This is a genomic window from Magnetovibrio sp. (genome assembly GCF_036568125.1).
Lineage (GTDB): Bacteria > Pseudomonadota > Alphaproteobacteria > Rhodospirillales > Magnetovibrionaceae > Magnetovibrio.
The window spans coordinates 1-26,240 of sequence record NZ_DATCTF010000012.1 but is presented as its reverse complement, the minus strand read 5'-3'; the positions used below and the strand labels follow the sequence as shown (position 1 = coordinate 26,240).

The 26,240-nt window shown below is 55.6% G+C and carries 18 protein-coding genes; 5 read left to right on the top strand and 13 right to left on the bottom strand.

Annotation, left to right across the window (positions count from 1 at the left end):
- The first annotated feature begins 309 nt into the window (after positions 1–309).
- From VIN96_RS09560 to VIN96_RS09545, 4 genes are read left to right on the top strand one after another with little or no spacing between them, the layout of a single operon-like run.
- Positions 310–6,693 carry a PAS domain S-box protein gene (locus VIN96_RS09560; protein WP_331895752.1) on the top strand — a complete coding sequence of 2,128 codons (6,384 nt, stop codon included), beginning with the start codon at positions 310–312 and terminating at the stop codon, positions 6,691–6,693.
- A gap of 7 nt (positions 6,694–6,700) precedes the next feature.
- Positions 6,701–7,141: a response regulator gene (locus tag VIN96_RS09555; protein ID WP_331895750.1), complete on the top strand. Its 441-nt coding sequence runs from the start codon at positions 6,701–6,703 to the stop codon at positions 7,139–7,141.
- A complete protein-coding gene (locus VIN96_RS09550; RefSeq protein WP_331895749.1) occupies positions 7,134–8,342 on the top strand; it encodes an EAL domain-containing response regulator in 1,209 nt (402 codons plus the stop codon). Before VIN96_RS09555 ends, VIN96_RS09550 begins: the two co-directional genes overlap by 8 nt.
- A gap of 8 nt (positions 8,343–8,350) precedes the next feature.
- Positions 8,351–8,746 (top strand): response regulator, encoded by a 396-nt coding sequence (locus VIN96_RS09545; RefSeq protein ID WP_331895748.1) that lies wholly within the window; start codon positions 8,351–8,353, stop codon positions 8,744–8,746.
- An 87-nt stretch (positions 8,747–8,833) separates the two neighbouring features.
- Here VIN96_RS09545 and VIN96_RS09540 read toward each other — a convergent pair whose 3' ends face one another.
- The 7 genes from VIN96_RS09540 to VIN96_RS09510 all read right to left on the bottom strand — a co-directional run bounded on the left by VIN96_RS09540 (position 8,834) and on the right by VIN96_RS09510 (position 15,960).
- Positions 8,834–10,009, bottom strand: a complete 1,176-nt coding sequence (locus VIN96_RS09540) for a class II fructose-bisphosphate aldolase (RefSeq protein ID WP_331895747.1) — start codon at positions 10,007–10,009, stop codon at positions 8,834–8,836.
- Between the two features lie 15 nt (positions 10,010–10,024).
- On the bottom strand, positions 10,025–10,432 hold the full coding sequence (locus VIN96_RS09535; protein ID WP_331895746.1) for a hypothetical protein: 408 nt from the start codon (positions 10,430–10,432) through the stop codon (positions 10,025–10,027).
- A gap of 7 nt (positions 10,433–10,439) precedes the next feature.
- Positions 10,440–10,751, bottom strand: a complete 312-nt coding sequence (locus VIN96_RS09530) for a hypothetical protein (protein WP_331895745.1) — start codon at positions 10,749–10,751, stop codon at positions 10,440–10,442.
- A 15-nt stretch (positions 10,752–10,766) separates the two neighbouring features.
- Positions 10,767–13,109, bottom strand: coding sequence for a nitric oxide reductase activation protein NorD (locus VIN96_RS09525; RefSeq protein WP_331895743.1), 2,343 nt, complete (start codon positions 13,107–13,109; stop codon positions 10,767–10,769).
- A gap of 41 nt (positions 13,110–13,150) precedes the next feature.
- On the bottom strand, positions 13,151–13,963 hold the full coding sequence (locus VIN96_RS09520) for a CbbQ/NirQ/NorQ/GpvN family protein (RefSeq protein WP_331895742.1): 813 nt from the start codon (positions 13,961–13,963) through the stop codon (positions 13,151–13,153).
- Positions 13,964–14,089: 126 nt separating this feature from the next.
- The gene (locus VIN96_RS09515) at positions 14,090–14,446 is read right to left on the bottom strand and encodes a ribulose bisphosphate carboxylase small subunit (protein ID WP_331895741.1); all 357 of its coding nucleotides are present in this window, start codon (positions 14,444–14,446) and stop codon (positions 14,090–14,092) included.
- Between the two features lie 95 nt (positions 14,447–14,541).
- The gene (locus VIN96_RS09510; protein ID WP_331895739.1) at positions 14,542–15,960 is read right to left on the bottom strand and encodes a form I ribulose bisphosphate carboxylase large subunit; all 1,419 of its coding nucleotides are present in this window, start codon (positions 15,958–15,960) and stop codon (positions 14,542–14,544) included.
- A 155-nt stretch (positions 15,961–16,115) separates the two neighbouring features.
- Between VIN96_RS09510 and VIN96_RS09505 the strand changes: the two genes are divergently transcribed.
- Positions 16,116–17,051: a LysR family transcriptional regulator gene (locus VIN96_RS09505; RefSeq protein WP_331895738.1), complete on the top strand. Its 936-nt coding sequence runs from the start codon at positions 16,116–16,118 to the stop codon at positions 17,049–17,051.
- A 353-nt stretch (positions 17,052–17,404) separates the two neighbouring features.
- Here VIN96_RS09505 and VIN96_RS09500 read toward each other — a convergent pair whose 3' ends face one another.
- The 6 genes from VIN96_RS09500 to VIN96_RS09475 form a co-directional block, all read right to left on the bottom strand.
- A complete protein-coding gene (locus tag VIN96_RS09500) occupies positions 17,405–18,394 on the bottom strand; it encodes a TAXI family TRAP transporter solute-binding subunit (protein WP_331895736.1) in 990 nt (329 codons plus the stop codon).
- Between the two features lie 81 nt (positions 18,395–18,475).
- Positions 18,476–20,596, bottom strand: a complete 2,121-nt coding sequence (locus VIN96_RS09495) for a site-2 protease family protein (RefSeq protein WP_331895734.1) — start codon at positions 20,594–20,596, stop codon at positions 18,476–18,478.
- A gap of 9 nt (positions 20,597–20,605) precedes the next feature.
- The gene (locus VIN96_RS09490; protein WP_331895733.1) at positions 20,606–21,949 is read right to left on the bottom strand and encodes an efflux RND transporter periplasmic adaptor subunit; all 1,344 of its coding nucleotides are present in this window, start codon (positions 21,947–21,949) and stop codon (positions 20,606–20,608) included.
- Positions 21,946–22,698, bottom strand: coding sequence for an efflux RND transporter periplasmic adaptor subunit (locus VIN96_RS09485; RefSeq protein WP_331895731.1), 753 nt, complete (start codon positions 22,696–22,698; stop codon positions 21,946–21,948). Before VIN96_RS09485 ends, VIN96_RS09490 begins: the two co-directional genes overlap by 4 nt.
- A gap of 30 nt (positions 22,699–22,728) precedes the next feature.
- Positions 22,729–24,390 carry a TolC family protein gene (locus VIN96_RS09480; protein WP_331895729.1) on the bottom strand — a complete coding sequence of 554 codons (1,662 nt, stop codon included), beginning with the start codon at positions 24,388–24,390 and terminating at the stop codon, positions 22,729–22,731.
- Between the two features lie 49 nt (positions 24,391–24,439).
- The coding region (locus VIN96_RS09475) for an Ig-like domain-containing protein (RefSeq protein WP_331895727.1) at positions 24,440–26,240 on the bottom strand (1,801 nt) is incomplete at its 5' end.

Genomic DNA, 26,240 nt, shown 5'->3' with positions numbered 1-26,240 from the left:
ACATGTTCAATATCAAGAGGCTGATTTAGAAGCCCTTTGATATGGCATGCCTATAGTCATCTTCTCCAGATAATCAAAGAACCGTTCGGTTTGTATATCGAGTCGAGTATACGGGCTCTGGGCGCTCTTTTTGCTAGAATTGAATAAAAACAAATCCCTTGTCGGTGAATATCTTTTTGACCAAAATGAAGATGGCACCGAGTTCAAAGGCAAAAAAACATGTATCTCAATGGGTTCCGGTTCTGTCTGGCATTGGCCGCTAAGGCGTGCTTTCCGACACACGGAAAAGGGCTACATGCGGTTTTTTTGATGTCATGCGTTCTGTTCGGCTTGCTTTTGGTGCCCCTTCCCGCCAAGTCTGCCGACCAAGTTTCCCTTACATCTGAAGAAGTTCAGTGGATCCAGGATCACAAAAAAATCAGCGTCGGCATCATGTCCGACTGGCCACCGTTCAACAAAGTCGATTCCAGCGGGCAGTCTCACGGCATCAGCGCAGAGATCATTGCCGCCGTCGGTGATCGTGTCGGCCTGCAGATCGAGTTGGTTCCCGGGGTGTGGAAAGACATCTACCCGCAACTGGTGGAGCGCAAGCTGGATGCCTTGATGGACGTCACGCCGAAACCCGCGCGCGAACCGTTGATGAATTTCACCGACGAATATCTGTCCATTCCGCATGCCATCATTGCACAAAACAACGCGGCCCAACTCAACACGGAAGCCGACTTGGCGGGGTTGACCGTGGCGCTGGAAAAGGGCTTCGGCAATGTGAGGTGGTTTCGCGAAAATCACCCGGATGTGACCATTGTCGAATACCCAACCACGCGCGATTGCTTGGAAGCCGTGGCCCAAGGCAAGGCGGATGCCTACGTCGGCAATCGCGCCGTGGCGACGTACATCATGAAACAGGAGGTGATGCACAACCTCACCGTCCATGGCCGTTTGACACGCGCGCCGACCATTTTGGCGATCGGCGTACGTAAAGATGTGCCGCTGTTGCAGAGCATTTTGCAAAAAGGTTTGGCGGAGGTCGAAACCACCGCCAAGCAAGACATTCTGGCCCGTTGGACGGGGATCGGAGGCGGTTCGGGCACTGAGGCGAAGGTTAAGTTAACGCCCACGGAAAGGGCTTGGTTGCAACAAAATCCAACCATCACCGTCGCCAACGAAATGGATTGGCCGCCGTTTGATTATGTTGATGGAGGCGTGCCGCAAGGGTTGAGCGTCGATGTGATGAATCTGATTGCGCAAAAGACGGGATTGCGCGTGAAGTATGTGAACGGATACTCGTGGGCGGAACTTCTCGAACGGTTTAACCGCGGTGATATCCTTGTGCTTCCGGCCCTCTATTGGACCGATGAACGCGCCAAGACCATCGATTATACGAAAGCCTATGCGGTCACCCCTTCGGTTCTGGCATTGCACAATGATCATGCGGATTTAAACACCCTTGATGCGCTCAAAGGACACAAGATCGGCGTGGTCAAGGGATTCGCCACCGCAGATTTACTCGCGCAAAGGTATCCAGACCTGGAACTGGTTGAGGTCGGCAATGTCCTGGATGGGTTGCAACGTGTTTCGGTCGGTTCGATAGACGCCTTTTTCGGAAGTTTGGGCGTTATTTCGTTTACGCTCGACACCAACGTCGTGCCCAACATCAAGTTGTCGTTAGACCCGGGCTTGAAAACCAACAATGAAACCGAATTGCGGATGGGCGTTTTAAAGACGACCCCGGACTTGTACAGAATCCTCCAAAAAGGTCTGGACGCCATCACCTCAGCAGAACTGCGTAGTCTGCGCAAACGGTGGCTTCCCATTGCCGAATTGAACGTGGATGTGTCCTCCGCGCAACCGGTTCAGGACATCGTGATCCCCCAAGATGAAGCGCCGTTGCTGATATTGGTTGCGGGAACGCTGGTTGTGTTCGTCGTTTTGGTGGTGCTGATGCGGTTGCTGCTGAAGTCTACCAAGTACGACAGAGTCGCGCTTCAAATGGGGGGGGTGCGCTTTCGCATGGTCATGGTCGGCACCCTGGGCATATTGGTGATCTTTGTCGCGGCTGTCGGGTGGTTCGCTTACGAGCACAACCGATCGCGCATCGTGGCAGGGGTGGGGCTCAATCTGCGCACGGTTTTGTCGAGTACGGTCGAGCGGTTGCGGATCTGGCGCGAGGAAAAAGAATCCTTGGTCGCGCAATTGGGGCAGTCGCCGGAGCTGTTCAACCTGACCCGCGATTTGATCAAGATCCCACGCAATGCGCAAGCTCTGAGGGCGTCGGCGATTCAGACTGAAATACGCGCCGTTTTTCTGCGTAACGAAAAAACCAATGGGGCACGGGATTTTTACATCATTTCCCAAGACGGCACGACTCTGGCCTCTATGGATGACAGAGGCTTGGGTCAGATCAATCCCATCATGAACGTGTATCCCGAACTCTTGAAGCAATCGTTCGAAGGCGAGAGCGTCTTCATTCCGCCGTTGAACATCGGTCCTTCAAAATCTGAGAACGACGAGCCCCGGTCAGCAATGTTCGCCACTGCCCCAATCAAGGATGCCAGAGGCGTCGTCTATGCCCTACTGGTCCAGGCTTTGGATCCAGCCGGCGATTTTACGCGCATCCTACAGACAGGAATGATCGGCGAAAGTGGCGAAACGTATGCGATCGACAAACAGGGAAGGCTGATTTCCGCAAGTCGGTTTGAAAAGGAATTGGTGGACATCGGTCTGCTGAATAACGGTCAGCGTAGCATCTTCAATGTGGTGTCGCGCGTGCCCATGGACGATGGCGCAGGGCAGCTCACCTTCATGGCGCAAGAAGTGCTGAACGGAAAATCTGGTATGGACTTGACCGGTCATGCGGATTATCGCGGTATTCCGGTTTTGGGGGCGTGGGTGTGGCTGAACGACTGGGGGGTTGGCGTTACAACCGAAATAGATGCGAACGAAGCGCTTGAACCCGCCATCACACTGCGCAACACATTCGTCTTCATCATCGGTTTGACGCTGTCACTGTCGGTAGGGGCGACCCTGTTCACCATGGCGTTGGGCGAACGTACCAGCCGCGCACTGTTGCGCGCCAAGGAAGAATTGGAAGACCGCGTCAAAGCCCGAACCCGTGAGGTCAAAGAGCAACGCGACCTGGTCAGGGCGGTGATGAGTTCCATGACCGTGGGCGTTGTCGCATTCGATAAAAATTTGAAGCTTATTGCGTGGAACGATCAGTATCTGAAGGTGAGAGGCTATCCCGAAGAACTGGTCTTCGAAGGGGCATCGTTCGAGGATCTCACGCGATACGATGTCGAGCACGATGAATTCGGCGATCAAGACCCGGAGCGAGCCTTTGCGGAGAAGATTGAAACTGCGCGCCGCTTCGAAGCGCACAATTTCGAACGCAAACGCCCAAATGGCAAGTACATCGAAGTGCGTGGCGGACCGATTACGGGGGGAGGCTTCGTCAGCATCTTTGCCGACATCACCACACGCAAGCAAACAGAGCGTGCGCTCAACATGGCGTTGGAGGAAAATAAGCGCCAGACCGAACGCTTTCGCAATCTCACCAGCAATCTACCTGCAATGGTGTTTCAGTTCATGGCGTTGGGGCCGGAGCAAATACACATCACCTATGCCAGTCCCTTTATGAACGAAACTTTCGAATTCGGCGACGCAGATGAAAACGATGTCACGGATATTTTTTACGAACATTTGCACGAGGCCGATGACCAGAACGTGCGCGAGGCGTTCCGCGAGGTGATCGCCAGCAATGGATTTTTGAAAGAGCGCTTTCGCATTCGCCGCGCCAACGGTGAAGTGCGTTGGCTGGAAGCCGCCGCGCGTTGCTATGAGGTTACCGACGGCTTCATGCAATGGGATGGCTTGATCCTAGACATTACCGAACGCAAGAAAGCCGAAGAGGCACTGCGCGAAAGCGAAGAACAAAATCGCTTAATTTTGGAGTCTGCCGGTGAAGGTATTTTTGGCCTCAATGCCGACGGCACCACGGCCTTCGTCAACCCCACGGCGTGTCAGATACTTGGCTTCGAGGCAGAGGATTTGGTGGGAAAAAAAATGCATGAGTTGGTTCACCACAGTTATCCTGACGGTTCCGCTTATCCGCGTGAGAAGTGCCACATGTTTGCGGCCTATCAAGATGGTGAGGTGCGTCGCGTCAACGACGAGGTGTTGTGGCGTAAGGATGGAACCAGTGTTCCGGTTGAATACACCGCAACGCCAATCCACAAGTTAGGAGATGTGGCCGGTGCGGTGGTGACGTTCCAGGACATCACTCTGCGCAAACAAGCCGAAAATGCGTTGCTGGAAAGCCAGCAGTTGTTGAACAGCGTCATCGACAACAGCGCCGCGGTTATCTTCTTTAAAGATAAGTATGGCGTCTATCAGTTGGTCAACCGACGCTGGGAAGAGGTGACGGGGGTGAAGCGCGAAGATGTGATCGGTAAAACCGATTTCGATGTCTTCCCCAAAGACATGGCCGAGCAGTTTTGGGCCAACGATCTCGACGTTATTCGCCGTATGGAATTGATCGAGACGGAAGAAAAAGTCTCCAAAGATGGTGTGGAAACCGTCTTCCTATCGCTCAAGTTCCCATTGGTGGATGCGGATGGGAACGCCGATGGCATTTGCGGTATGTCCACCGACATCACCGATCGCAAGCGCATGGAATCCGAAATCACCGATGCGCGCGACAAGGCCGAAAGCGCCACCCGCGCCAAGTCTGCGTTCCTCGCGGCGATGAGCCATGAAATCCGCACGCCGATGAACGGCGTGGTGGGTATGATCGACTTGTTGCGTGAAACGGAACTGGACACCGAACAGGCGCAGATGATGACCACAGTGCGTGACAGCGCTTTTGCACTGCTGCAGATCATCAACGACATTTTGGATTTCTCGAAAATCGAGGCGGGCAAGTTGACGTTGGAAACCATTCCGGTTTCGATCCGCGATGTAGTCGAGGGGGTCGCGGAAACATTGATTCCCAACGCCACCGCGAAAAAAGTTCGGTTCGTCAATTTCATCGACCCCGCCATCCCACACTGGGTGTTGAGTGATCAGGTGCGTTTGCGCCAGATCTTGTTCAACCTTTTGGGCAATGCCGTGAAATTCACCGAAACCACAGAGGATCACCAAGGCTTGGTGAAGCTGCGCGCCGATCTGGTGCAAGGCGAAACTGCGGGCAAGGCGACGGTCAGATTCGCGATCATCGACAACGGTATCGGGATGAGCCCGGATGCCGTCAAAAATTTGTTCAAGCCGTTCACACAGGCTGAAAGCTCGACCACGCGGCGGTTCGGCGGCACCGGACTGGGGTTGTCGATCTGCAAAAACCTTAGCGAACTGATGGGCGGTGAGATCAAGGTTGAAAGTGCCAAAAACAAAGGGTCCACCTTTACGGTCGAGCTGTCCTTCAAGGTAGATGACAGCCGTTCCCCGCCCAAGGATGAACCCAGTCTGGCCGGGCTGCGCATGTTGCTGGTCAGCAACGAAGACTTGTTCTTCGAGCATATCCCTCCTTACATTGACGGGCGTGGCGGCACCCATGAGAACGTCAAAAACTTATCCGAGGTTGAAGCCGTTGCCAGCCAAGCGGTCGATGATGCAATGCCGTTTGACATCGTCGTGTTCGGCGCAGATTTCGGCAGAGACAAGATCGACACCGCGATCGACGTCTTGCGCACCAACGCCAAACTCAAGGGTCTACGTTTCGTTGTCCTTACCTCGGACCGCAAAGCCAAAAAAGGCATGGTGTTGCCGGACGAAGTCGTGGTCGATACCAGTCCGATGAAGCGTTCGCGCTTCCTCCACGCCCTTGGCGTGGCCAGCGGTCGGTGCAGCCCCGACATCGAAGACAGTCATGAAAAGCTGACAGCTGGCGCAGCCAAGGCGCCGACCCCGGACGAAGCCGCCGCACTGGGGCGCTTGATCTTGGTGGTCGAAGACAACAAGACCAATCAAGACGTCATTCGCCGCCAACTCAATGCCTTGGGCTACGCATGCGAACTGGCCGACGACGGCCAGAAGGGGCTTAATGCCTGGAAAACGGGTCGCTATAGCCTAGTTCTAACGGATTGTCATATGCCGGAAATGGATGGTTACGAAATGACCGGTGCCATCCGTGCGGTGGAGAAAGACCAAGGTGACATCGACCATATGCCGATTGTCGCCATCACCGCCAATGCTCTGCAGGGTGAAGGTGATCGGTGTTTGGCGTCGGGCATGGACGACTATCTGACCAAGCCTTTGGAAATGGCGTTGCTCAAAAAAGTCCTGGCAAAGTGGATGCCCGTCAGTGTGGAGGGAGACCTGGCACGCCCAGACGAACCGAAACTCGACGCACCCAAGTCCGCACTGGCGTCGACGGACGTCATTGATCCGAGTTACCTGCGTGAAACCTTCGGCGACGACGACCTGATCAACGAGATCTTGAAAGACTACGTCGCGCCGTCCAAAGGCATCATCGATGAAATCGATGCGGCATTTGTGGCCAGGGATGCTGACGGGGTCGGCAAAGCCGGGCACAAACTGAAATCGTCGTCCCGCGCCATCGGCGCGAACGCCCTGGCGGACTTGTGTTTCGAACTGGAAAAAGCCGGAAAAAGTGCTGACTTTGCCTTAATCGAAACCCTTTATCCACAATTGGCTCCCGCGTTCAACGCCGTCGTAACCCATATCGAGAATTTGTGAGGTGCACATGGTTCAGTCACTTGAAAATCTCGTTGTTCTTCTCGTCGATGACGAACAATTTATTCGCCAACTGGTTGCCCGCTTGCTGCGCGATATGGGGGTAAGGGAAGTGATGACCGCCGAAGACGGCGAAGACGCCGTTAAAAAACTGAACACCTATGCCGGACGTATCGGGTTGGTCATCTTGGATCTGGAAATGCCCAACAAGAACGGATTTCAGGTCATTCAAGAGGTTCGCCGCGGAACCCTCAATATTGACCCGAACTTACCCATCATCATCCTCACCGGACACGGTCAACAAGGTGCTGTGAAATCAGCAGTGAAACTTGGCGTGCACGGTTTTTTGGTCAAACCCATGTCCCGCGATGCCTTGGAAAAACGCATCAAGGTGGCGTTGAGTTCCGGGCCCATCGACCCCGCCCGTTTGGAGAAGCAAAATCATGAGTGACTCATCAACCGGTCTTGCCGGTTTGACGTATTTGATTGTCGATGACGAGGAATTCATCCGCACCCTGATCGGGCGGATACTCGAAAAGATCGGTGGGGTAAACATTCGCACCGCCAACAGTGGTACTGGAGCGTTGGCGACCATCGATGCCGACGGTGCGCCCGACATCATCCTGTGCGATCTCAACATGCCTGAAATGGATGGCATCGAATTTCTGCGCCATCTGGTGGAACGGGATTTCAAAGGTGGTGTCGCTTTGATCAGTGGCGAGGACAAGCGCATTCTCGATACCGTGGCGCAATTGGGCATGGCGCAGAATTTAACCATTCTCGGTGCGCTGTCTAAACCCATTACCCCAGCTGGATTGCTGGAGCTTTTGCAAAAATTCCTCAATAGAGCCGAAGCCCGTGGCCCGCGCGCGGGCGTTGAAGTCAGCGCCGCAGAACTCAAGGCCGCGCTCGACGGCGGCAAGTTGACGGCGTATTTCCAACCCAAGGTTTCGGTGCAAACGCGCCAGTTGGTCGGGGTGGAAACACTGGTGCGTTGGATCGATGTGGACAAAGGCTTCATCCCTCCCGACGCGTTCATCTCGGTAGCGGAAAACAACGGCCTGATCGACCAGCTGACCGACACCGTGTTGGCGGTGGCCATGCAGCAAGGCGGCGCTTGGTTGGAAAACGGTCTGGATTTGAAGATCGCCGTGAACCTCTCGATCGACAATCTGAACCGTTTGGACCTTCCCGAATTTATTGTTGCCGCAGCTCAGGGCGCAGGTATGAATCCGCACCATGTGGTGTTGGAAGTGACAGAAAGCCGCTTGATGCAAGATGTCATCAAGCCCTTGGAAATTCTCACCCGCTTGCGGCTCAAGGGCATGGCGCTGAGCATCGACGATTTCGGCACCGGCCATTCATCTATGGAACAGCTTAAACGCATTCCCTTCACCGAATTGAAAATCGATCGCGCTTTCGTCAACGGCGCCGGGCGCGACAACACCGCGCGCTCAATCTTGGAATCCAGCGTGGACCTGGCGAAAAAGCTCGGCATGTCGATCGTGGCCGAAGGGGTCGAGGATCAAGAGGATTGGGATTTGGTTGCAAGCCTCGGCGTCGACCTCATTCAGGGTTATTTCGTTTGTCGTCCGTTGCCGGGGCCAGATTTACAGGACTGGCTTTCCGATTGGAATGCCCAGACCCAATAGGATTTACCATGGACTTCTCCGCCCTCACCATATTGATTGTCGATGACGAACAGTTCGCCCAGATGATCCTGTCGAAGGTCTTGCAGGGGCTAGGCGTGAGCGTTGAGCGCATCCTGATAGCCGACACGGGGATGGCGGCGCTGGAGCAACTCGAATCCCACCCCGGCACCATAGATCTGGTTATTAGCGATATCGAAATGCCGGAAATGACTGGGTTTGAATTGGCGCGCAAAATTCGCTACGGCATCGTTGAGCGCTATCGCAAAATTCCCTTTCTCATGCTGACTGGCCAAGATACCGAAGACAACGCCCGCAAAGGCCGGATTCACAAAATAGACGGCTTTATCGTCAAGCCACCCAAGCCGGATGATCTGCGCCTGCGCATCCAGACGGCTTTGAGCTGATTGAAATTTTAAAGTACTCGGGCTTGATGGCCTAAAATCAGAGTGAGCTTTCGGACTTTTAATCCCCTCCCTCGACGGAAGCACCGCTCAGGGAGAGACGGAGGTAATTTCGGGCACTTCCTGCAAAAACGTCTTGCTCACCAGATCGGTGGCTTGGTTGTGCAGGTAGCGGTTCATGAACATGTTGAAGGCGGAGTGGTGGCGCAGTTGGTCGACGACCAAGGGGCTGGTCACGCGCAAGATCCAACGATAGCGGTGTTCCCCCGGATCATCCAATGTTTCGGTGGTGGTCACCTCGCGTACTCCGGGAATGTCGGCCAAAATGTTACGTCCGCGTTTGACGATCAATGCGGCGTCCGACGCATCGCAGTTGGGCAGGTTGAACTTAATGATGTGATCGACCAAGTTCCATGGCTGGCATTGTTCCAACACCTCAGCCGCACGGCCGGCACTACCCCACACGCGCATCAGGCGGTCGGCCTCTTCCTCGACGACCTGTCGAACGCCGCTGAGCAGGCTCAGGTATCCGTCTTTTCTGTTTTTCGTGTTATCGCGCAACAGGTGCGCCGCGCGGTCGGTCAGGGCCGTGAAATAGTTGATCTTGGCGATGCCGTTGGCGATGAGGCGGCGAAACTGATCATCGGTCAGACCTGAACTGCCATGCAATACCAGCGGCATGTTCAAGGCTTCGTTGATTTGGCGCAACCGGACAAAATCCAGGCGGGGCTTACCGGTGTTGCGACCGTGAACGGTGCCGATGGATACGGCCAAGAAATCGACCTCGGTGTAGCGAACGAAACCGGCGGCTTCGGCGGCGGTTGTAAGGACGATCTCGTCACCGTTATCGGGGACGTAACCCATCTCAGCTTCGACCGGTATGCCACAAGCATGGGCCACCTTGACCACCTCTTTGGTGAGATCGATGTTTTGTTGCAGTTCCAAGTTCGAACCGTCGATCATCAGGCTGTTGCAGCCGTGGCGGATGCCCGAAACGATCCCAGCCAAATTTTCACCGTGGTCGAAATGTATCGCCACCGGCACGCTGCTCATGCGCGCCGCAGCCTCGACCGCCGGGGCAAGCAGCGCCAAATTGAAATGAGTGAGATGAGGTTCGGCCAAGCCGATGATTACCGGCGCCCGACACTTTTCGGCGGCATCGATGATGCCTTGCAGCATGTCCAGATTGACGACATCGAATGCCCCGACGGCGTACTTATTTTCATAAGCATGCCGAAGCATGTCGCGCATGTGTACCAGTGCCATCGTACCTATCCCGCCTTACTGTCTATTTTTTGATTTTGGGAAATAGAGAACTTGGTGTGTCTCATCCTCATCGTCCAGTTGGTTTTTCAACAATGTATCCATCAGTCCGAGAACAGTGTTCAAAATCATTCCTGCATGGCCGTGGTAGTAGCGCAATGTGCATGGCACCGGTTCGTGAAGACCGCGGTTTTCTTCGGGCTGAAAATCCACCCACGCCGCCACCGGTAAATCGTGAAAAGCGCGATCCACGATGATCCAAGCCTCGTTTTGCAAAATCAAATCCAGGGTCTTCAGTCCCGGCAACAGCAGACGGATACTCGGCGGCGTTCGCTTCAGCGCACGCAACGCGATGTTGTAGTGCACGGCCTCGACCTGATCGGGCCATTGTGACAAAACCGGGACCTCATCGTGGCGCGTGTACATGCGGGTGTTACTCGTCTCCCGCCAATTCGTCTTCGCCTTCCCATCCAGCGGCCTTCGCCTTGTTCAGCGCATCCTCTTGAATGCGCATGAAATTCGCACGGATGTCGTCAGGTAGGTTGCCGACTAAAAATCCGTACTTTTCCCACTCGGCATTAACTTTGCGCCACAAATCCTCGATGCCCGGCGCAAGCCACCCTTCGCATGTTTCGGACTCGGGGATCAGGCCAAATACCCACGCATCGCGAATGATCTTGGCGGTATCGGTCATGCCTCCATTGAGGTCGTTGTCGATGCCGACGTAGCGTTTCAGTTCACTCATAGTCGAGACCCTCTGTTAACTGGTGAGGCTGGCGAACAGGCTCGGCAGCTTTTCTGGCAAGCGGTCGACATGATCGACCACCGTATAGTTGTTGGCCCCAAAGATCCGTTTGACATAGGTGTCGGCATTGGGGTCCAAAGTCAGGCAGTAACTTAGGATACCCTTTGAATACAGTTCCTCAACCGCCTTCTTCGTGTCATGACGCAGGTGTTGAGGATCGCGTTCGTCGATGTCGGCCGGTGCGCCATCGGTGACCAGCAGCAAAAGTTTGCGCCGTTCTGGCTGTTTCAAAAGATGATGTCCGGCGTGGCGCATGGCAGCGCCCATGCGCGTGGACAGGCCACCCTTCATGCCGTCTAGGCGCGCCTTGGCCTCATCATCGAACTTCTGCTTGAAGTCCTTGAAGCGATAATAATGCACATCGTGCCGTCCGTCGGAAGCAAAGCCATGCAAGGCGAACGGATCGCCGATGCCGTTGATGGCGGTGGCCACCAAGGTTGCGGCCTCGCGGGTCAGTTCCAGAACCGTTTTTTCCGAACCATCCATTTTTTCATTGGTCGATTCCGAGAGGTCAAGCAGCACCGTCACCGCCAAATCGCGGTTCTTGATCACGTTGCGCATGGTGATGCGCGGGTTGGGTTGTTCACCCATGCGGATCGAAATCATCGCATCGACGGCGGCGTTGATGTCGATCTCATCGCCATCTTCCATATTGCGTTCGCGCTGCACGCCTGCGGGGCTGAGCATATCGATAATCTGCCTGATGCGGTGCGCCACCGGTTTGTGTTCGGTGAGAATGCGGTCCACCTCTTCGGCATCGCCCTTGGTCGCGCGGCGCTCATATACGGTCGCCCAGTCGGGACGGTAGAGTTGCACCTGGTAGTCCCATTCTTGGTAATGGAACGGCTCCGATATGGGTTCCTTGCCCCACATCTCGTTAAAGCTGACGGTCGCTTCACCGGCATCTTCGTAGGGCATGAATTTGGTGGAACAAATCCAGATTTCCTGCGCGTCATCGCCGGCCAGTTCGCAATCGACCTCATTGGCCATTTCAACCGCACTGACATATTTGCGCACTTGGCGTTGGCTGGCGGGAATGTATTCGACGCCATGCTGGGTCCAGTCGAATTCCTCGAACTCCCAAACGAAACGATTGTCGTCGCGATACGGAATGCGGATCGATTCCAAAATGCGCAGGCTGGGCACGTCCTTGCGTTCGGCAAAGAGGTGAAACAACTCCATGCCCAGATCCCAGGAAAACTGATTGTCGTCTTGTCGAGTCTCGATCTCGGCGTGGAACCGGTCGGCCATGGCGTCGAGTTTTTCGTCGCCGGTCGTCTGTGACGCGTCGTTGAGGCAATAAGCGAAACGCTCCAACAGTTTCACCGTGGGGTGTTCCAACTTGCCTTGGTGGTCGATGGCCAACAAGCTGCCCCACAGTTTTTTGAGGCCGGGGAAATCCTTGACGGCTTGATACTCGACCCGCGCGTCCTCAATCAGGCCGATGAAAAACATCTGCGCAGGGCTGATGGCCTCCGCCGAAATCGGTGCGGTGGTGTAACAGATGTGCGCGGCCAGATGCGCCACTTGTGCGCGGTACAATTCAAGGCCCGCGATATCGCCAATGGGGTCCACGGCATCGGGCAAGTGCATCACGTGGTGCTCGATGTAAGGCTTGAATCCTTCGTAGTCGGCTGCGGTGGGACGCAGGAAAAAATCGCGGCCCCACAGTGCGCGCAGATAGAAATTGAGTTTGCGCTGGGTGTCGATGAACAACGTGCCGCGCCGTTCCTTTTGCAGCATCTTCTTGCTGTCGGCGCTTTCCAGGTTGAAGTACTTGACCAGATTGTTCAGATCGCGCCGGTATGCCTCCGCACCGAAATTGGCCCAGCGCTTCAGACCAGACAAAGTTAGCTTGGACAGCAACTCGTCGATGTTGCCGAGCATTGGTCGCAGTCCGCGCGACGCCTTGGCCGAAAGCTGGTGCACCAATGTCAGGTAGCCGCGCAGAAGTTCCGGGTCGCCCAAGCGCCGCGCCGCCGTAGGCAGGCTGGAGAACAGCAGGGCAATCACTTCGCCCGACGTCATGGACGATAGCTTCATCGCCGCCTCAATGCAGTCGCGGATCACATCCTCGCCGCATTCCTGAACCACGGCGGGCATTTCTTCCAGATACGACAGCACCACATCGTGACCGCGGCCCAGGTTGCACAGGCCCTTGGCACCTTCCAGATAGTCGCTCAGCCCCGCCGGTGACATCACGCGGGCGGCTTCGTGGAAGGTGGCTTCCAAGGTGTCCTGGATCTCAGGGCCGGCTTTCGCCAGACACGCTTTGTAGTCTTCGAGATCGATGGTCATGACCGAACCTCACGCTGCCAAAGTGGATGGACGTCTTCGCTTTAATTGACGAAGAAGGTGTGAACGGCGGCATCGAGCGTTTCGCGCATGTCCGGGTCGTCGGTGAGCGGCGTCACCAAAGTCATTTGGCACGCGGCGGTCGGCTCGACGCCTTCGGCGATCATCTGGCCGGCGTAAACCAACAAGCGGGTTGAAATGCCTTCGTCCAAGCCGTGACCCTTGAGGTTGCGGGTGCGGTGCGCGATTTGCACCAGCTTTGCCGCGATATCGCTGGAAACGCCGGATTCCTCGGCGACGATCTCGGATTCCAGTTCAGCGCTCGGATAATCGAAGTCCAACGCGCCGAAGCGTTGCTTGGTCGATTGTTTGAGATCCTTCATCAGGCTCTGGTAACCCGGGTTGTAGGAGATCACCAACTGAAAGTCCGGGTGCGCCTCGATCAGTTCGCCCTTTTTGTCGAGCGGCAGGGTGCGGCGGTGGTCGGTCAATGGGTGGATGACGACGGTGGTGTCTTGGCGTGCTTCGACCACTTCGTCGAGATAGCAGATCGCACCGATGCGTGCGGCGGTGGCCAGCGGGCCGTCCTGCCACTTGGTGCCGTCTTTGTCCAACAGGTAGCGGCCCACCAAATCCGACGCGGTCATGTCTTCATTACAAGCCACCGTGATCAACGGTCGACCGAGCTTGTGCGCCATGTACTCAACGAAGCGCGATTTTCCGCAACCCGTCGGACCTTTCAGCATCACCGGCATGCGGCGTGCGTAAGCAGCTTCGTAAAGCGCTTCCTCGTTGCTGACCGGTTTGTAAAACGGGGCCTTCTTGATTTTGTACTGTTCAGCGATGTCGTTACCCATGACGCCAACCTCTAAATTTTTACGTTGTGTTCGCCACCCGGAAATTTGGGCGGGGCCAAAAAAGCCCCTGGCCTAGCCAAGGCCGGACCAGGGGCTTGGTCGGTTCGGGATCGAACCCGGCGCCGGTTAGACCGGCTTGCCGCGGAAGACCACCATTTCCGCGCCCTTGGATTGGGCGTAGTTGTCGTAGCCCACCAGACGGACGTGGTTGTTGGGGTGTGCCTTGTGACAGGCTTCGGCTTCGTTCAAAACGCGGTCCACGTCGGTTTCGCCAAACAGCGGCAGTTTCCACATGTACCAATAGTGATCGAAGGCATTTTCCGGTTCGGTATGTTCGATGGCCGGGTTCCAGCCTTTCGAGACGATGTATTCCACCTGCTTGCGGATGCCGTCAGCGGACATGGTCGGCAAGTAGGAGAAGGTTTCGAACTTGCGGCTGCTGGTGTCGTTCAAGCTCGACTTGTAATCTTGCATTTCGCTCATTTTCTGTTCCTTGTTCTCAAATCGAATTCAGTAAGTTTTCTGTCCGGGGGTGGGGTGACCGCAAGGGCCACCCCAGCAACGCGGACGTTCAAACCTTACCGGTGAGCAACGTCGAGCTTGTCGACGGTGTCGAATTCGAACTTGATTTCTTTCCAGGTTTCCATGGCCATCTTGAGCTCTGGGCTGCTGCCCGCGGCGTTGGTGAGGATGTCCTTGCCTTCCTTCTCGAGTTCGCGCCCCTGATTGCGGGCCTCGACGCAAGCTTCCAGCGCCACGCGGTTGGCGGCGGCGCCTGCGGCGTTGCCCCACGGGTGACCCAAGGTGCCGCCACCGAACTGCAGCACGGAGTCGTCGCCGAAAATGGAAACCAGCGCCGGCATGTGCCACACGTGGATACCGCCCGAGGCAACCGGCAGAACGCCCGGCATGGAGCCCCAGTCCTGGTCGAACATGATGCCGCGGCTGCGGTCTTCCTTGACGTAGGAATCGCGCATCAAGTCGATCCAGCCCAAGGTCGCGTCGCGGTCGCCTTCCAGCTTGCCGACCACGGTGCCGGAGTGCAGGTGATCGCCACCGGACAAACGCAGCATCTTGGTCAACACGCGGAAGTGGATGCCGTGATTGGGGTTGCGGTCGAGCACGGCGTGCATGGCGCGGTGGATGTGCAGCAACATGCCGTTGTCGCGACACCAGTTGGCCAAACCGGTGTTGGCGGTGAAGCCGCCGGTCAGATAGTCGTGCATGATGATCGGCGCGCCGAGTTCTTTGGCGTATTCGGCACGTTTGTACATTTCTTCCGGGGTCGGTGCGGTGACGTTCAGGTAGTGACCTTTGCGTTCACCGGTTTCGGCTTCGGCCTTGTTGATCGCTTCCATGACGAAATCGAAACGCTGACGCCAGCGCATGAACGGCTGCGAGTTGACGTTTTCGTCGTCCTTGGTGAAGTCCAGGCCACCGCGTAAGCATTCGTAAACGGCGCGACCGTAGTTCTTCGCCGACAAGCCGAGCTTCGGCTTAATCGTGCAACCCAGCATCGGGCGACCGTACTTGTTCATCACGTCGCGTTCGACCTGGATGCCGTGCGGCGGACCGCCACAGGTCATGACATAAGCGTGCGGGATGCGCACGTCTTCAAGACGCAGCGAACGCACAGCCTTAAAGCCGAACACGTTGCCGACCAGCGAGGTGAGGATGTTGACCACCGAACCTTCTTCGAACAGGTCGATCGGGTAGGCGATAAAGGCGTAAAACGCTTCGTCGTTGCCTGGCACGTCTTCGATCGCGTAGGCGCGGCCTTTATAATAGTCCAAATCGGTCAACAAATCGGTCCACACCGTGGTCCAGGTGCCGGTCGACGATTCCGCAGCCACAGCGGCAGCAGCTTCTTCACGCGGCACGCCTTCTTGCGGGATGACCTTGAAGCAGGCCAGAAAATCAGTGTCTTTCGGAGTGTAATCGGGCAGCCAGTATGTCTCCCGATATTCCTTCACCCCGGCTTGGTAAGTTTTCGCCATGTTGCGTTGCTCCTAGTTGTGCCCCCTGTTTGTGTGCAGATAATTCCAACTCCACACCTTGGGCTTTCGACTTCATGGCAAAAATCTAGTTGACGAACGAAATAACAAACAGTTAATTGTTTTTATATTCATCATTTACAAAAGTATATGGATAGATGTTTCACGCAACCCTTCAACAACTGCGCCTGTTTGCCTCAGTGGCGCGACACAAGAGCTTCACCCGCGCGGCAGAGGAGGTGCACCTCACCCAGCCGGCGGTGTCCATTCAGGTCAAACGCTTGGAAGATAAGATCGGCATGCCCCTGATGGAGCAGATGGGGAAAAAACTGCACCTGACTGTTGCTGGAGAGGAAGTATTCGACGCCTGCAAGGATGTGCTGCAGCGCCTCGGCGAACTGGAAACGGCTTTGGACGATCTGCGCGGCGAAGTGGCCGGACCGTTGAACGTAACGGTGGTCAGTTCCGCGAAATACTTTCTGCCCCACTTGTTGGGAAGTTTCGTGCGCCGATATCCGAAGGTCGAGCCACGACTGAAAATCACCAACCGGGCAAATGTATTGAGCAGTCTGGCCGCCAACGAAAGCGACATATATGTCATGGGCCAACCGCCCGAAGATTTGCCGGTGGTCGAATATCCGTTCTTGGAAAACGTACTGGTCGTCGTCGCGCGCCCGGACCATCCGTTGGCCGACGAAAAGGCCATCACCTTGGAACGTCTCGCCGATGAACGTTTCGTGGGTCGGGAAAGCGGTTCGGGTACGCGTAAAGCTGTCGAACAAATGTTCAACGATCAAAATCTGAAAATCGTTCCCTACATCGAACTCGCCAGCGCCGAAGCGATCAAGCAAGGCGTCATCGGCGGACTGGGCATTGCGGTTCTATCGCTGCACAGCCTGCACTTTGAATTGGATGCAGGCGCATTGGTGGCGCTGGACGTCAAGGGCTTCCCCTTGCGCAGGCGATGGTACGCCGCACACCGTAAAGGCAAGCGGTTATCGCGCGCGGCGCAAACCTTCCTCACGTATCTGCAAGAAGAAGGCGAGCAAGAAGTCGCCCACTTAATCGCGGTTGGGCACGATAGACAGATCTGATCGCCGTAGATGCGTCGGTTCCGCTCAGTGGCAACTCCAGATCTTCGTCGCGTCGTTGGAAATGACAAAAGGTGTCGGTTCCATTTTGGAATGTCGCAAAAAGGGTTTTGGGAGGCTAAAAATCACAATTCAACGTGTCATTTATCACGCCTTGAGTTGTCGCCGGATTGCATTATCACAGCTTAATGTGTCGCTGAATTTAGCAAGGATGTTATGAATTCTGATGGTTAAATCAGGTGGGTTGCCAAGGTCTTGATGATCTTCCCCTTACTGACGGGGCCAGTTGTCCCTAAGCGGACACCCAAACCGAATATCCAAAACGCCGCCTCTTTGAGACGGTGTTTTTGATTTCCCTACTTTGTCAGCTCCATTTCTTGAAAAGCTTTTAACGCTCCTGGGTGTGTGGGGGCGAGACGGCTCTGGATCATGTTCTCTAGCTTTAGAATCGCGAACGAGTCGTGCAGTCTGCGAAAATCATCAATATGTGCGAGGACTTGTTTCGCCACGGTATAGACTTTGTAGTCAGGTGTATCCGCAGATGTCACCAGTATGCCTTGAACGCCAAAACTCGCCACATCACCGGATGTTCCCTCATACAAACCACCGGGAATCACGGCATGACGATAATAGGGGTTCTCGCTCACCAAATTATCAATTTGGGGCCCGGTGACGTTCACCAGTTCGGCATCGCAAGAGCTTGCAACTTCCGAAATCGCGGCTGCTGGATGACCGACCGTGTAGACCATGGCGTCAAATTGATTGTCGCAAAAGGCATGGCTCATGTGCGCCGCGTCCAATTCGGTGGTCTCGGAGAAGTCCGCAGCGGTCATGCCGAAGGCCGCCATAACCACCTCCATCGTGCCACGTTGTCCCGAACCGGGGTTCCCGATGTTCACGCGCTTTCCCTTTAGATCGGCAAAGCCCTTAATTCCCAATCCCGGGCGGACAACAAGTGTAAACGGCTCAGAGTGGAGCGTGAGAACCACGCGCAAATTTTCAAATGGGCCGTCTTGTTTGAATTTCGAAGTCCCATGATATGCGTGATAAACCCAGTCGGACTGGGCAATCCCGAGATCCAGGCCACCATCACGAATGGTGCGAATGTTGTAGACCGAACCGGCCGTGCTTTCGGTAAAGCACCGTAGAGCGTGCTCAGCGCGCGCATCATTGACCAGCTTGCAAATCGAACTGCCTGCCGGGTAGTAAACGCCCGTCACACCGCCTGTTCCGACGGAGATACCGCCCTGTCCGGCATCAGCCTGAGTGCTCGCGCCGAAGATGGTCAAAGCCACTGTCAGGGCGCCGGACAACATAGATTTCAAACTCGATTTCAAACGCATCATCTTTTTACCTAGCCTTTGAAGCAGCTTTTTGGTCTGCTTCTGTGTTTTTTCATCTCGTCAATCAAATGTGTAGCCGTGTAATCAATACCCGGCTTCTCGTGAAAACAGGGATCTCACCCGGTTGAATGCATGCCCCGCCAGCGAATAGGGCTTGCTGTCTGCGTACACCCGCCCGCGCATAACGTGCTTAACGCCAGAACCGGAAAACTGAGAACGGTCTGTGAGCTTGACCGTCACTTGGTACAAACCGTGCTCCGGGGCCAATTGCTTGGCGGCATCTTCGCGCACGGGAATATCGCCGCCGTGCAGAGAGGCCAGCAAGGGTTCATCCAGAAACGCCACCGGAACGGATTGCACATCAACGATCACGCCGTCCAAAACGGAATAGTCACTGGCCTCAGGATAAAACCGCGCAGCGCTTCCGATCTCGATCAACGCACGGTTTCGATCGTCGACATATGCGTTCAGCTTTCCGCTGTCAGAGTCAACCAACAGAAACAAGGGCTGGTCTGGATTGATCCACCGCCCGGAACTCAAATCGGGATTGATATCCGTGATTGTACCGCTGAAGGGCGCGGCCACGGACAATCTGGTTTGTTGTACGAGCAAACCGTCCAAGCGTGCCTGCTCTTCGGACAATTGCTCCTCAAAGATACTGAGTTGGCGGGCGGCTACCTGACTGACGGCGGATTGTTCTATCGCCAACTTGATCACGCCAAGTCGACGTCTCGACTGGCCAATGTCTTGTTGCAGCTCGGGACTCGTAAGACGGAAGATGGTGTCGCCCTTTTTCACGGCACGCTCTTGCGTCGGGTAGTCGATCAACATGGCCGTTTGAGGAGCGTGAACGATCAAGCGCTGCTGTGGCGCGAGAACACCGGGCATGGACAAACGGAAGCTTTGCGGAACGAGAGCAAAAACGAGAAGGATGCCCAGCAACATCATCATACGCCGGGCCCTTTTTTGACCCAGCCAAGCCTTGCGGCCTTTGACCCAAATGCCAATTTCTTTGACGACAGGCTGAACCAGCAACAACCAAACTTCCAGCCCACCCATGATGATGCCGAATGGTTTGCCGAACATGATATATGCCAGCAATGCAAGACTTGCGAAGATGATGGCCCGGACCGTCCATGTCAGCCAGGCGAATCCCATCAAGAATGTGCGAAACCGTCGAGACGTTGTTTCCGGCGCGGGCCCAGGCCATCCCAAAACAAAGCGGCGCAGTCCCCATTTCCCCATTGCGAAACTACGGCCTTGGAGATTTCGAATGCCCAATGCGTCCGACAGGATGTAATAGCCATCGAAGCGCATAAACGGGTTGAGGTTGATGACCAAAGTGCCGATCCACCCCGTGCTCGCCAGAACGAAACAGGCCGTGCGTGCAGGGCTATCGGGCAAAATCAGCCAACCCCAGGTGGCAATAACTGCCAATACCGTTTCGGCCAAGATGCCGGCCGAGGATACAAAAAGCCGTTCACGGTTTTTTTCCAGCCGCCAAGTATCGCTGACATCCGTATAAGCCAAAGGTGCACCGAGAATGAAGGCCAAGCCCATCACCGGCACACGACAGCCATATCGTTTGGCCGTTAGGGCATGACCCAGTTCGTGGACGATCTTTGAAATGACGATGGCAGCTAGCAAGACCGCAACCCCTTGCAGATCCAAAAATCCTGCAAAGGTGGTGAGAAACTCATCCCACTGCCGCGTCACCAACGCTAGACCGCTGAGCCCGGCCAGTGTCACGAACATCCAAAACCAACGGCTAAAGGCAAAGTCCAATGCGTCAGCCATCACCCCGAGAAATTTATCGGGGCGGACCAGGCGGATACGAAAAAAGACGATCGAAGATAAAGATTTTTGAATTTTTCCGGCCCAACCAGGGTGCGGCAAACGGACAGGTGAAGACACCCGGCGCAGCAGTTGGTTTTGGTTGAGGTATGCGATGAACGCGCCCAACTCCCGGTGCGTGAGATGGTAGCGCGTTTCGGTCCGGATTGCGTCCAACACAGCCTCAACCGAGCCAAGCTTCCAGCGGGACAAAATCTCATAGGCCAGTGGGCGCAGTTCCAGATAGCGGTTTCGCAACGGATCGAAAATCAGCCATACGGCTTCTCCGCCGACATCTTTTGAACGGCCCATCAAACGCAATTCTTCACGTAGTGGCGGCAAGGCTTCAATGGTGGACTGTGCAGTCGCCATCTTTTCCCCCTATAGGCCGACAAACTGCCGAAGGGCGGCAATGGGGCGGCGCAACACGGCATAAGCCAAAGGAATGTTGCTTCCCTCCAATCGCGCCGTGCCCCGGGCTCCCAAAAAATCTCCATTCAAGGCATCAACGAAATCCGCCCGATAGCGATAAGCTAGGTTCCCCGCTGCGGTCGGTTGAGCCTGATAGCCGATGCTTGTCAATTGCGCGGCAATTGGATGGGTCGGGTCCATGTCCAGGAACAGTGTCGCGTCATCGCCAGTCGTTAGGGGAATCAGAGCGGCTGCCGACAGATCGATTTGGGCTTCCAGACGGTCCGGCTGCGCCACGGTCATCATGCGCTGTCCGGCCTTTACGGGCTGGCCCCGCCAGTTGAAGCGGTGATCATATAGGACCACGCCGCCGCTAGGTGCGGTGATGCGGTGGCGATTCAGCTTTTCCTTGGCGTTGTCCAGTTCCTGGCGGCGCAACTCCACCTTAAGTTCCCAAATGGCCAGCTTGGCCTTGCTTTCCAGATTTTGATAGGCCTCGTGGCGGAAGCGCTCCAGCTCCGCAATGGTCACAGCCAGAGAACGCTTGGCAACATTGTACCGCATGGCCAGTTCGGTTTGATCCATGCGGACCAGAACTTGCTCGGCTTTGACGTTTTGATAGGGCTCGACTTCGACCTCTGAGACGATGCCGTCAAACGGCGCTGTAATGGGAGTGGGTTTTTTTGCCACAACTTCTACGGGGGCCAGCGCGGTCATCGGCACCGGCCACACACCAACCAGAAGCAATCCAATTGCACCGCCGATCAGCCAACGGCGACGATTGACGCCGCGAAAGCGGCGCAGCCAAGGGCGGTCATCCAATGCCACGAGTGCATGGCCATAGCACTCGGCCATCGGTTCGGCGATCAAGCAATCTTTGTTTTCAAACGCTGATGCACGCATCACCAGCAACACGCCAGCCAAGCCGCCATCTGGGTGTTTAAGCGCCATCCACATGGCGTGCGCAGGCAGTCCTCCCGCGATCTCTTCAGGTGGGTTCAAGGCGGCGGTCTGAAACGTTTCGATGGTATCGCCGGTGCGGTTGTCGGCAACGTCACGCAACCAATCACCCAGAACGCTGTTGCTCTCCACGGCACTTACGTCGGTCGCCGCCAAAACGGCCCATCCTCCGGCTTTCGGGCGGATCAAAAATGCCAAACTGTGCTGATGGAGCCGTGCGGTTTCATTGACCAGATAGTGAGCCAGAGTTTTGGGGTCACGATACGCGCGGACTTCTCGTTCGACCAACAACGCCGCGGACAAATGCAACAAACGGCTATCGACGCTTTCCGTTTTGGGACGCGGGGTATTCATTGGCCCCCTCCTGTGGATGAAGCGAAATAGGCCACCCCACTTTGTCCCGGCAACAGTTCCGGTGTCTCTCCGGTCAAAATGCCTTCAATTTTGACCGTCTGGCTTGCCGCATCGACGGCTGCACCAACACGATCAATTGATCCTGAGTAGCGTTTGCCGCTGCCGCTCGGCACGAAAGTGAACGGCGCTTGGACCGTGATCCAGGACAGCCACGCAGCCGGGGCGATGATTTTCACCCGTAAGGCGCCAGCCCGTCCAATCCGCACGATCGGAGTTTTGGTGTCGACACTTTCGAACTGCCGCACGTCTTGAGACAGCACCACACCGTCATAGGGCGCTATGATGTAACACAATCGCGCCCGGCTTTTTGCCACATCTAACTGGGCCCGTGCCTTTGCCAAGGCCGCTTGTGCCAAAGCCAAATCCAACGCACCCGCAGCCTTAAGCTTATCCAGGCGTTTGGCATTTTTCAGTTCGGCCGCAGCACCTTCGACGCTTGCGGCGGCGACACTTTGCTCAGCTTCGAGAATATCACAGGCAAAGCCCGCCAGCGTGTCGCCTTTCACAAAGCTTTGCCCTTCTTCAAAAGGCAAGTCAGTGAGGCGCCCGCTCATTTTCGAAGACAAAACGACTTCGTCCTTGGCCTGCAGGATCGCATGGGTGGAGAGGTCCGAACGAGCCGACTGGGCCTGACTTGGAGAGCCAGCCAAACAAAAAGCCAATGTCGTGATGATCACGAACCGCATCATTGCGATGCACCTTTCCCGTTCTCTTCAGACTTACAGGTCCAGGTTTTCACGAACGAAACCGATGAACATGGAAAAGACGTCAGTTTCTTGTGTCTGGTCCGGCGCAGAGTTGTCGTTGGCAGCCTGAACAGGAGCGGCTTGTTCCGCCATTGCGTCGTTATCGCTACCGCCGTCAGCAAAATACTGACGCTTGAACATCCCGTTATTTCTCCAGGCGTTTTCCGTTTCCGCAATGGCCGTGGCCAGTGTTTTGACATCCCGCGTATTGGGCAGGTCGTTGTAGATGTTTACGCCGCTGGAAAACATCAAACGTCCCAGAGCATTTTGCACTTGGCCGTACTGTTCGTCCCGGCGGAGCTTGGACACAAGGCTGTCGAGTTCCAGCTTGATCAATTGCAGCTCACCCATGTTTCGGGCATTGGACTGACTGCGTTGAAGCTTTTCAATCTGCTCGTTGACATCCGCTAGCGCATTCGTCGTCGAAAAGGTGGTTACGGCCTCGTCGTAATCCAGATACGCAATGTTGACCTGTGCCATTACGGCCATACCTAGGGTTTGGCGGCGCAGCAGGCTGACCGTTTCCTGTTTTTGCGCAATTTCAACTTCACCCGTTCCCCTGAGAAAATTGAGAAGGTTCCACGAAACCTTCAGTCCCATTTCGTTCCAGTTTTGGTGCAGGAGGTACTTGTTGCTGTCAAAGTTGGTCGAGTATGAAAACTCAAGCCCCGGGAACATCCGGGCAATGGATTTTTTGATTTCCAGAGCCGCGATGCGTTGGTTGTAGCCCGCTTCGATGATTTCCGGACGGGACTGAAGCGCAATCAAGCTTAAGCGTTCCGGCGTTGCGCCAATGTCTTTGATCGGTTGCGGAGTTACGTCGGGCACTTCCAAACGGTAATCCGTTGACGGCACAATATTCATCAGCTTCGCCAACTCCATTTTGGATTGAAGCAGGCCTTTGCGGATTGTACGCAACTGTAACAACTTGTCGTACAGTTCGCGTTTGTAGCTCAACGTATCAAGTGGGTCTTGCAAGCGGTCGACCTGAATCCGGTTGGCGGTTTCGATCGCCGCGTTGACACGCAGCAACATGGATGTGACTTGATCCAGCAACCGTTGCGATGCCACCGCACGCCAGTAAGCACTGCGGACATCTTGGAGGAGCTCACGCACAACGCGTTTGTGGCGCTCCTGGGCCATCAATGACTGGTTCGCAGTTTGTTTGAGGTTGAAATAATTGACCCCAAAATCGAGAACATTCCAGGTAAACCGCAGGTCTGCAGTTTGGTGTGCGTTTTCCGTGGAACTCGATGTTGTCAGGGATTCGTTGCCACTATCGACGGAAACACTATTCGAAGCCGACATGTTGGAACGCCGGCTGGTCGACGCAGAGGCGATGGCTTGGGGCAGAAAATCCCAGTATCCAGATGAAATGCGATCCCTGGTGATATCTTCTTCCAACGCATCCAAGCGGGTTTCAAAATTATAGATCAAGGCTCGGGCCATGGCCTCGTGCAGTGTGACGGCTTGGCCTGGCTCAAGTTCTTGTTTCTGAACCGCGTTCATGGTGTCGATCATCAGCTTTTGCCGTTCGCCAATGGTCAACGGTTCTGTCACCACGGCACAGCCCGTGACAAACAGTGTAAAAATCACAGTGGTGAACGACCTAGACAGGGTCGAGCGATGTTTCATTTCAGCTTCCCGGAAAGCGCACTTTAAATCATATTTTATGGTTATTGGGTTATGCCTGAATTAGACGCTCTTGCCAAATGTCTTTCGCCAGACGTCCCGCAGCCAGCTGATCAGAGAAACCGTCATGAGCTAACATGGGCCCATCGACTTGAGTTTCCTCGCCTTGGCCGTCTTGTTCGCCATCCAAGGCGGCGAGCAACTGCTGCATCCACTCAAGAGAGGCTTGCGGACCAGGCTGTCCCCCTTCTTCCGCTGATTGCCCTGTATCACCTTGGTTAGCGCCTTGCGGTTGCCCTGCGCCCGATACATCGCCTTCCAGAACAACAGGCTCGATGGAGATGACGGCGTCAACTTCTTGGCCATCCAGGCGCTTCATTTTAATTTTGACTTGGTATGTCGAGGTATCGTCATCGGGGCGCTCGCCCTTCAGGATCATCGTCCCCGTGGCCCCATCCGTTTCGATTCTCATCCATGCGGGTAAGCCTTCTTCAACCGAAACCGTGACCTTGCCTGCGCCACTGTTGTCTTTGGCTGAGATGACATAACTTTGGATGGCAGACACTTTACGCCCCGGACCATCCGCTCCATTGTCTTGTCCAGCCTGACCGGTGTCCAAGCTGTCCTGTGCTGTGGTCTGGTTGGTTGCTTGCGTGGCCGTGGCTTGGGCGGTCGCCTGGGTGGACGCAGCCGCCGCAATACTGGTCGCTGAACTGGACACGGAAATCGCGATGTCCTGTACCGTTTGCTGACTGGTGCCGATGCCGCTGAACATCACCGTGTTGGTCGACTGTGTCGCCGTTGTTTCGATCACCGTCTCCGTTGGCGGCTCTGGCGTTTGTGTCGGCGTCGGGGTAATCGGCGTCGTCACCACCGGAGACGCAATGGTCGGCGGTGGCGAGGTCGGTGCCGGCGGTGTCGGCGCCGGTGGCGTGGGTGTCGGTGCCGGCGGCGTGGGGCGCGGCACATGAACGGTTTCTTCGACATTGGTGACGTTGACCGTAATGGTCTGGACGGTTGTCCCACCCCGGCCGTCGGACACGGTCACCTCAACCACATAGCTGTTGTTTTCGCCCACATCCGTCGGGTTTTCATAATCCGGTGCAGATTTGAACGTCAGTGACCCGGTGGTCGGATCGATGGAAAATTTCCCACTGTCCTCACCGCCGGTAATCGAGAAGCTCAAAGTGTCACTATCCGCATCGGTCGCGGTCACGGTGGTCACAGTGGTGGTGTTTTCTTCAACCGTGATGGTTGCCGTTGATCCACCGCCGTTGGACGTGATGTCCGGAGCAGTGTTTGGTGTCACGTTGAACGTGATGGTGTTTGCCGAGGTCGAGTAGGTGCTGCCGTCATGGACCTGGAATTTAAAGTTGTCGTAGCCGTTGCCACTCTGATTGTTGGCCGGGACGAAACGCAGCTTTCCGGCATCAATGTCAGCCTTGGTGATTTCCTGGTTCAACGTCACGTCGACCCACGAGGTGCCGTTGTTGTATTGCAGCGTACCGTTGCTTTCCAAGGTCGTGATTTTGACCTTAGTCATCGCGTCGCCTTCGGTATCGCTGTATCCAAAATCACTGGCTTTGACGACGACGGATGTGTTCAGCGCCGTCGTCAAAGTTTTGTCCGCCGCCGTCGGTGCATCGTTCACCGCCGTGACGTCCACCTGCATGGTGTAGGCGGAAGAAGAGTAGGAGGTGCCGTCGGAGACCTTGAACCCGAAATGGTCGTAGTTGGTGCCGCTGGCATTTGCGGCCGGAACGAAGCGCAGTTTTCCGGCATCGATGTCGGCCTTGGTGATTTCCTGGTTCAACGTCACGTCGACCCATGAGGTGCCGTTGTTGTATTGCAGC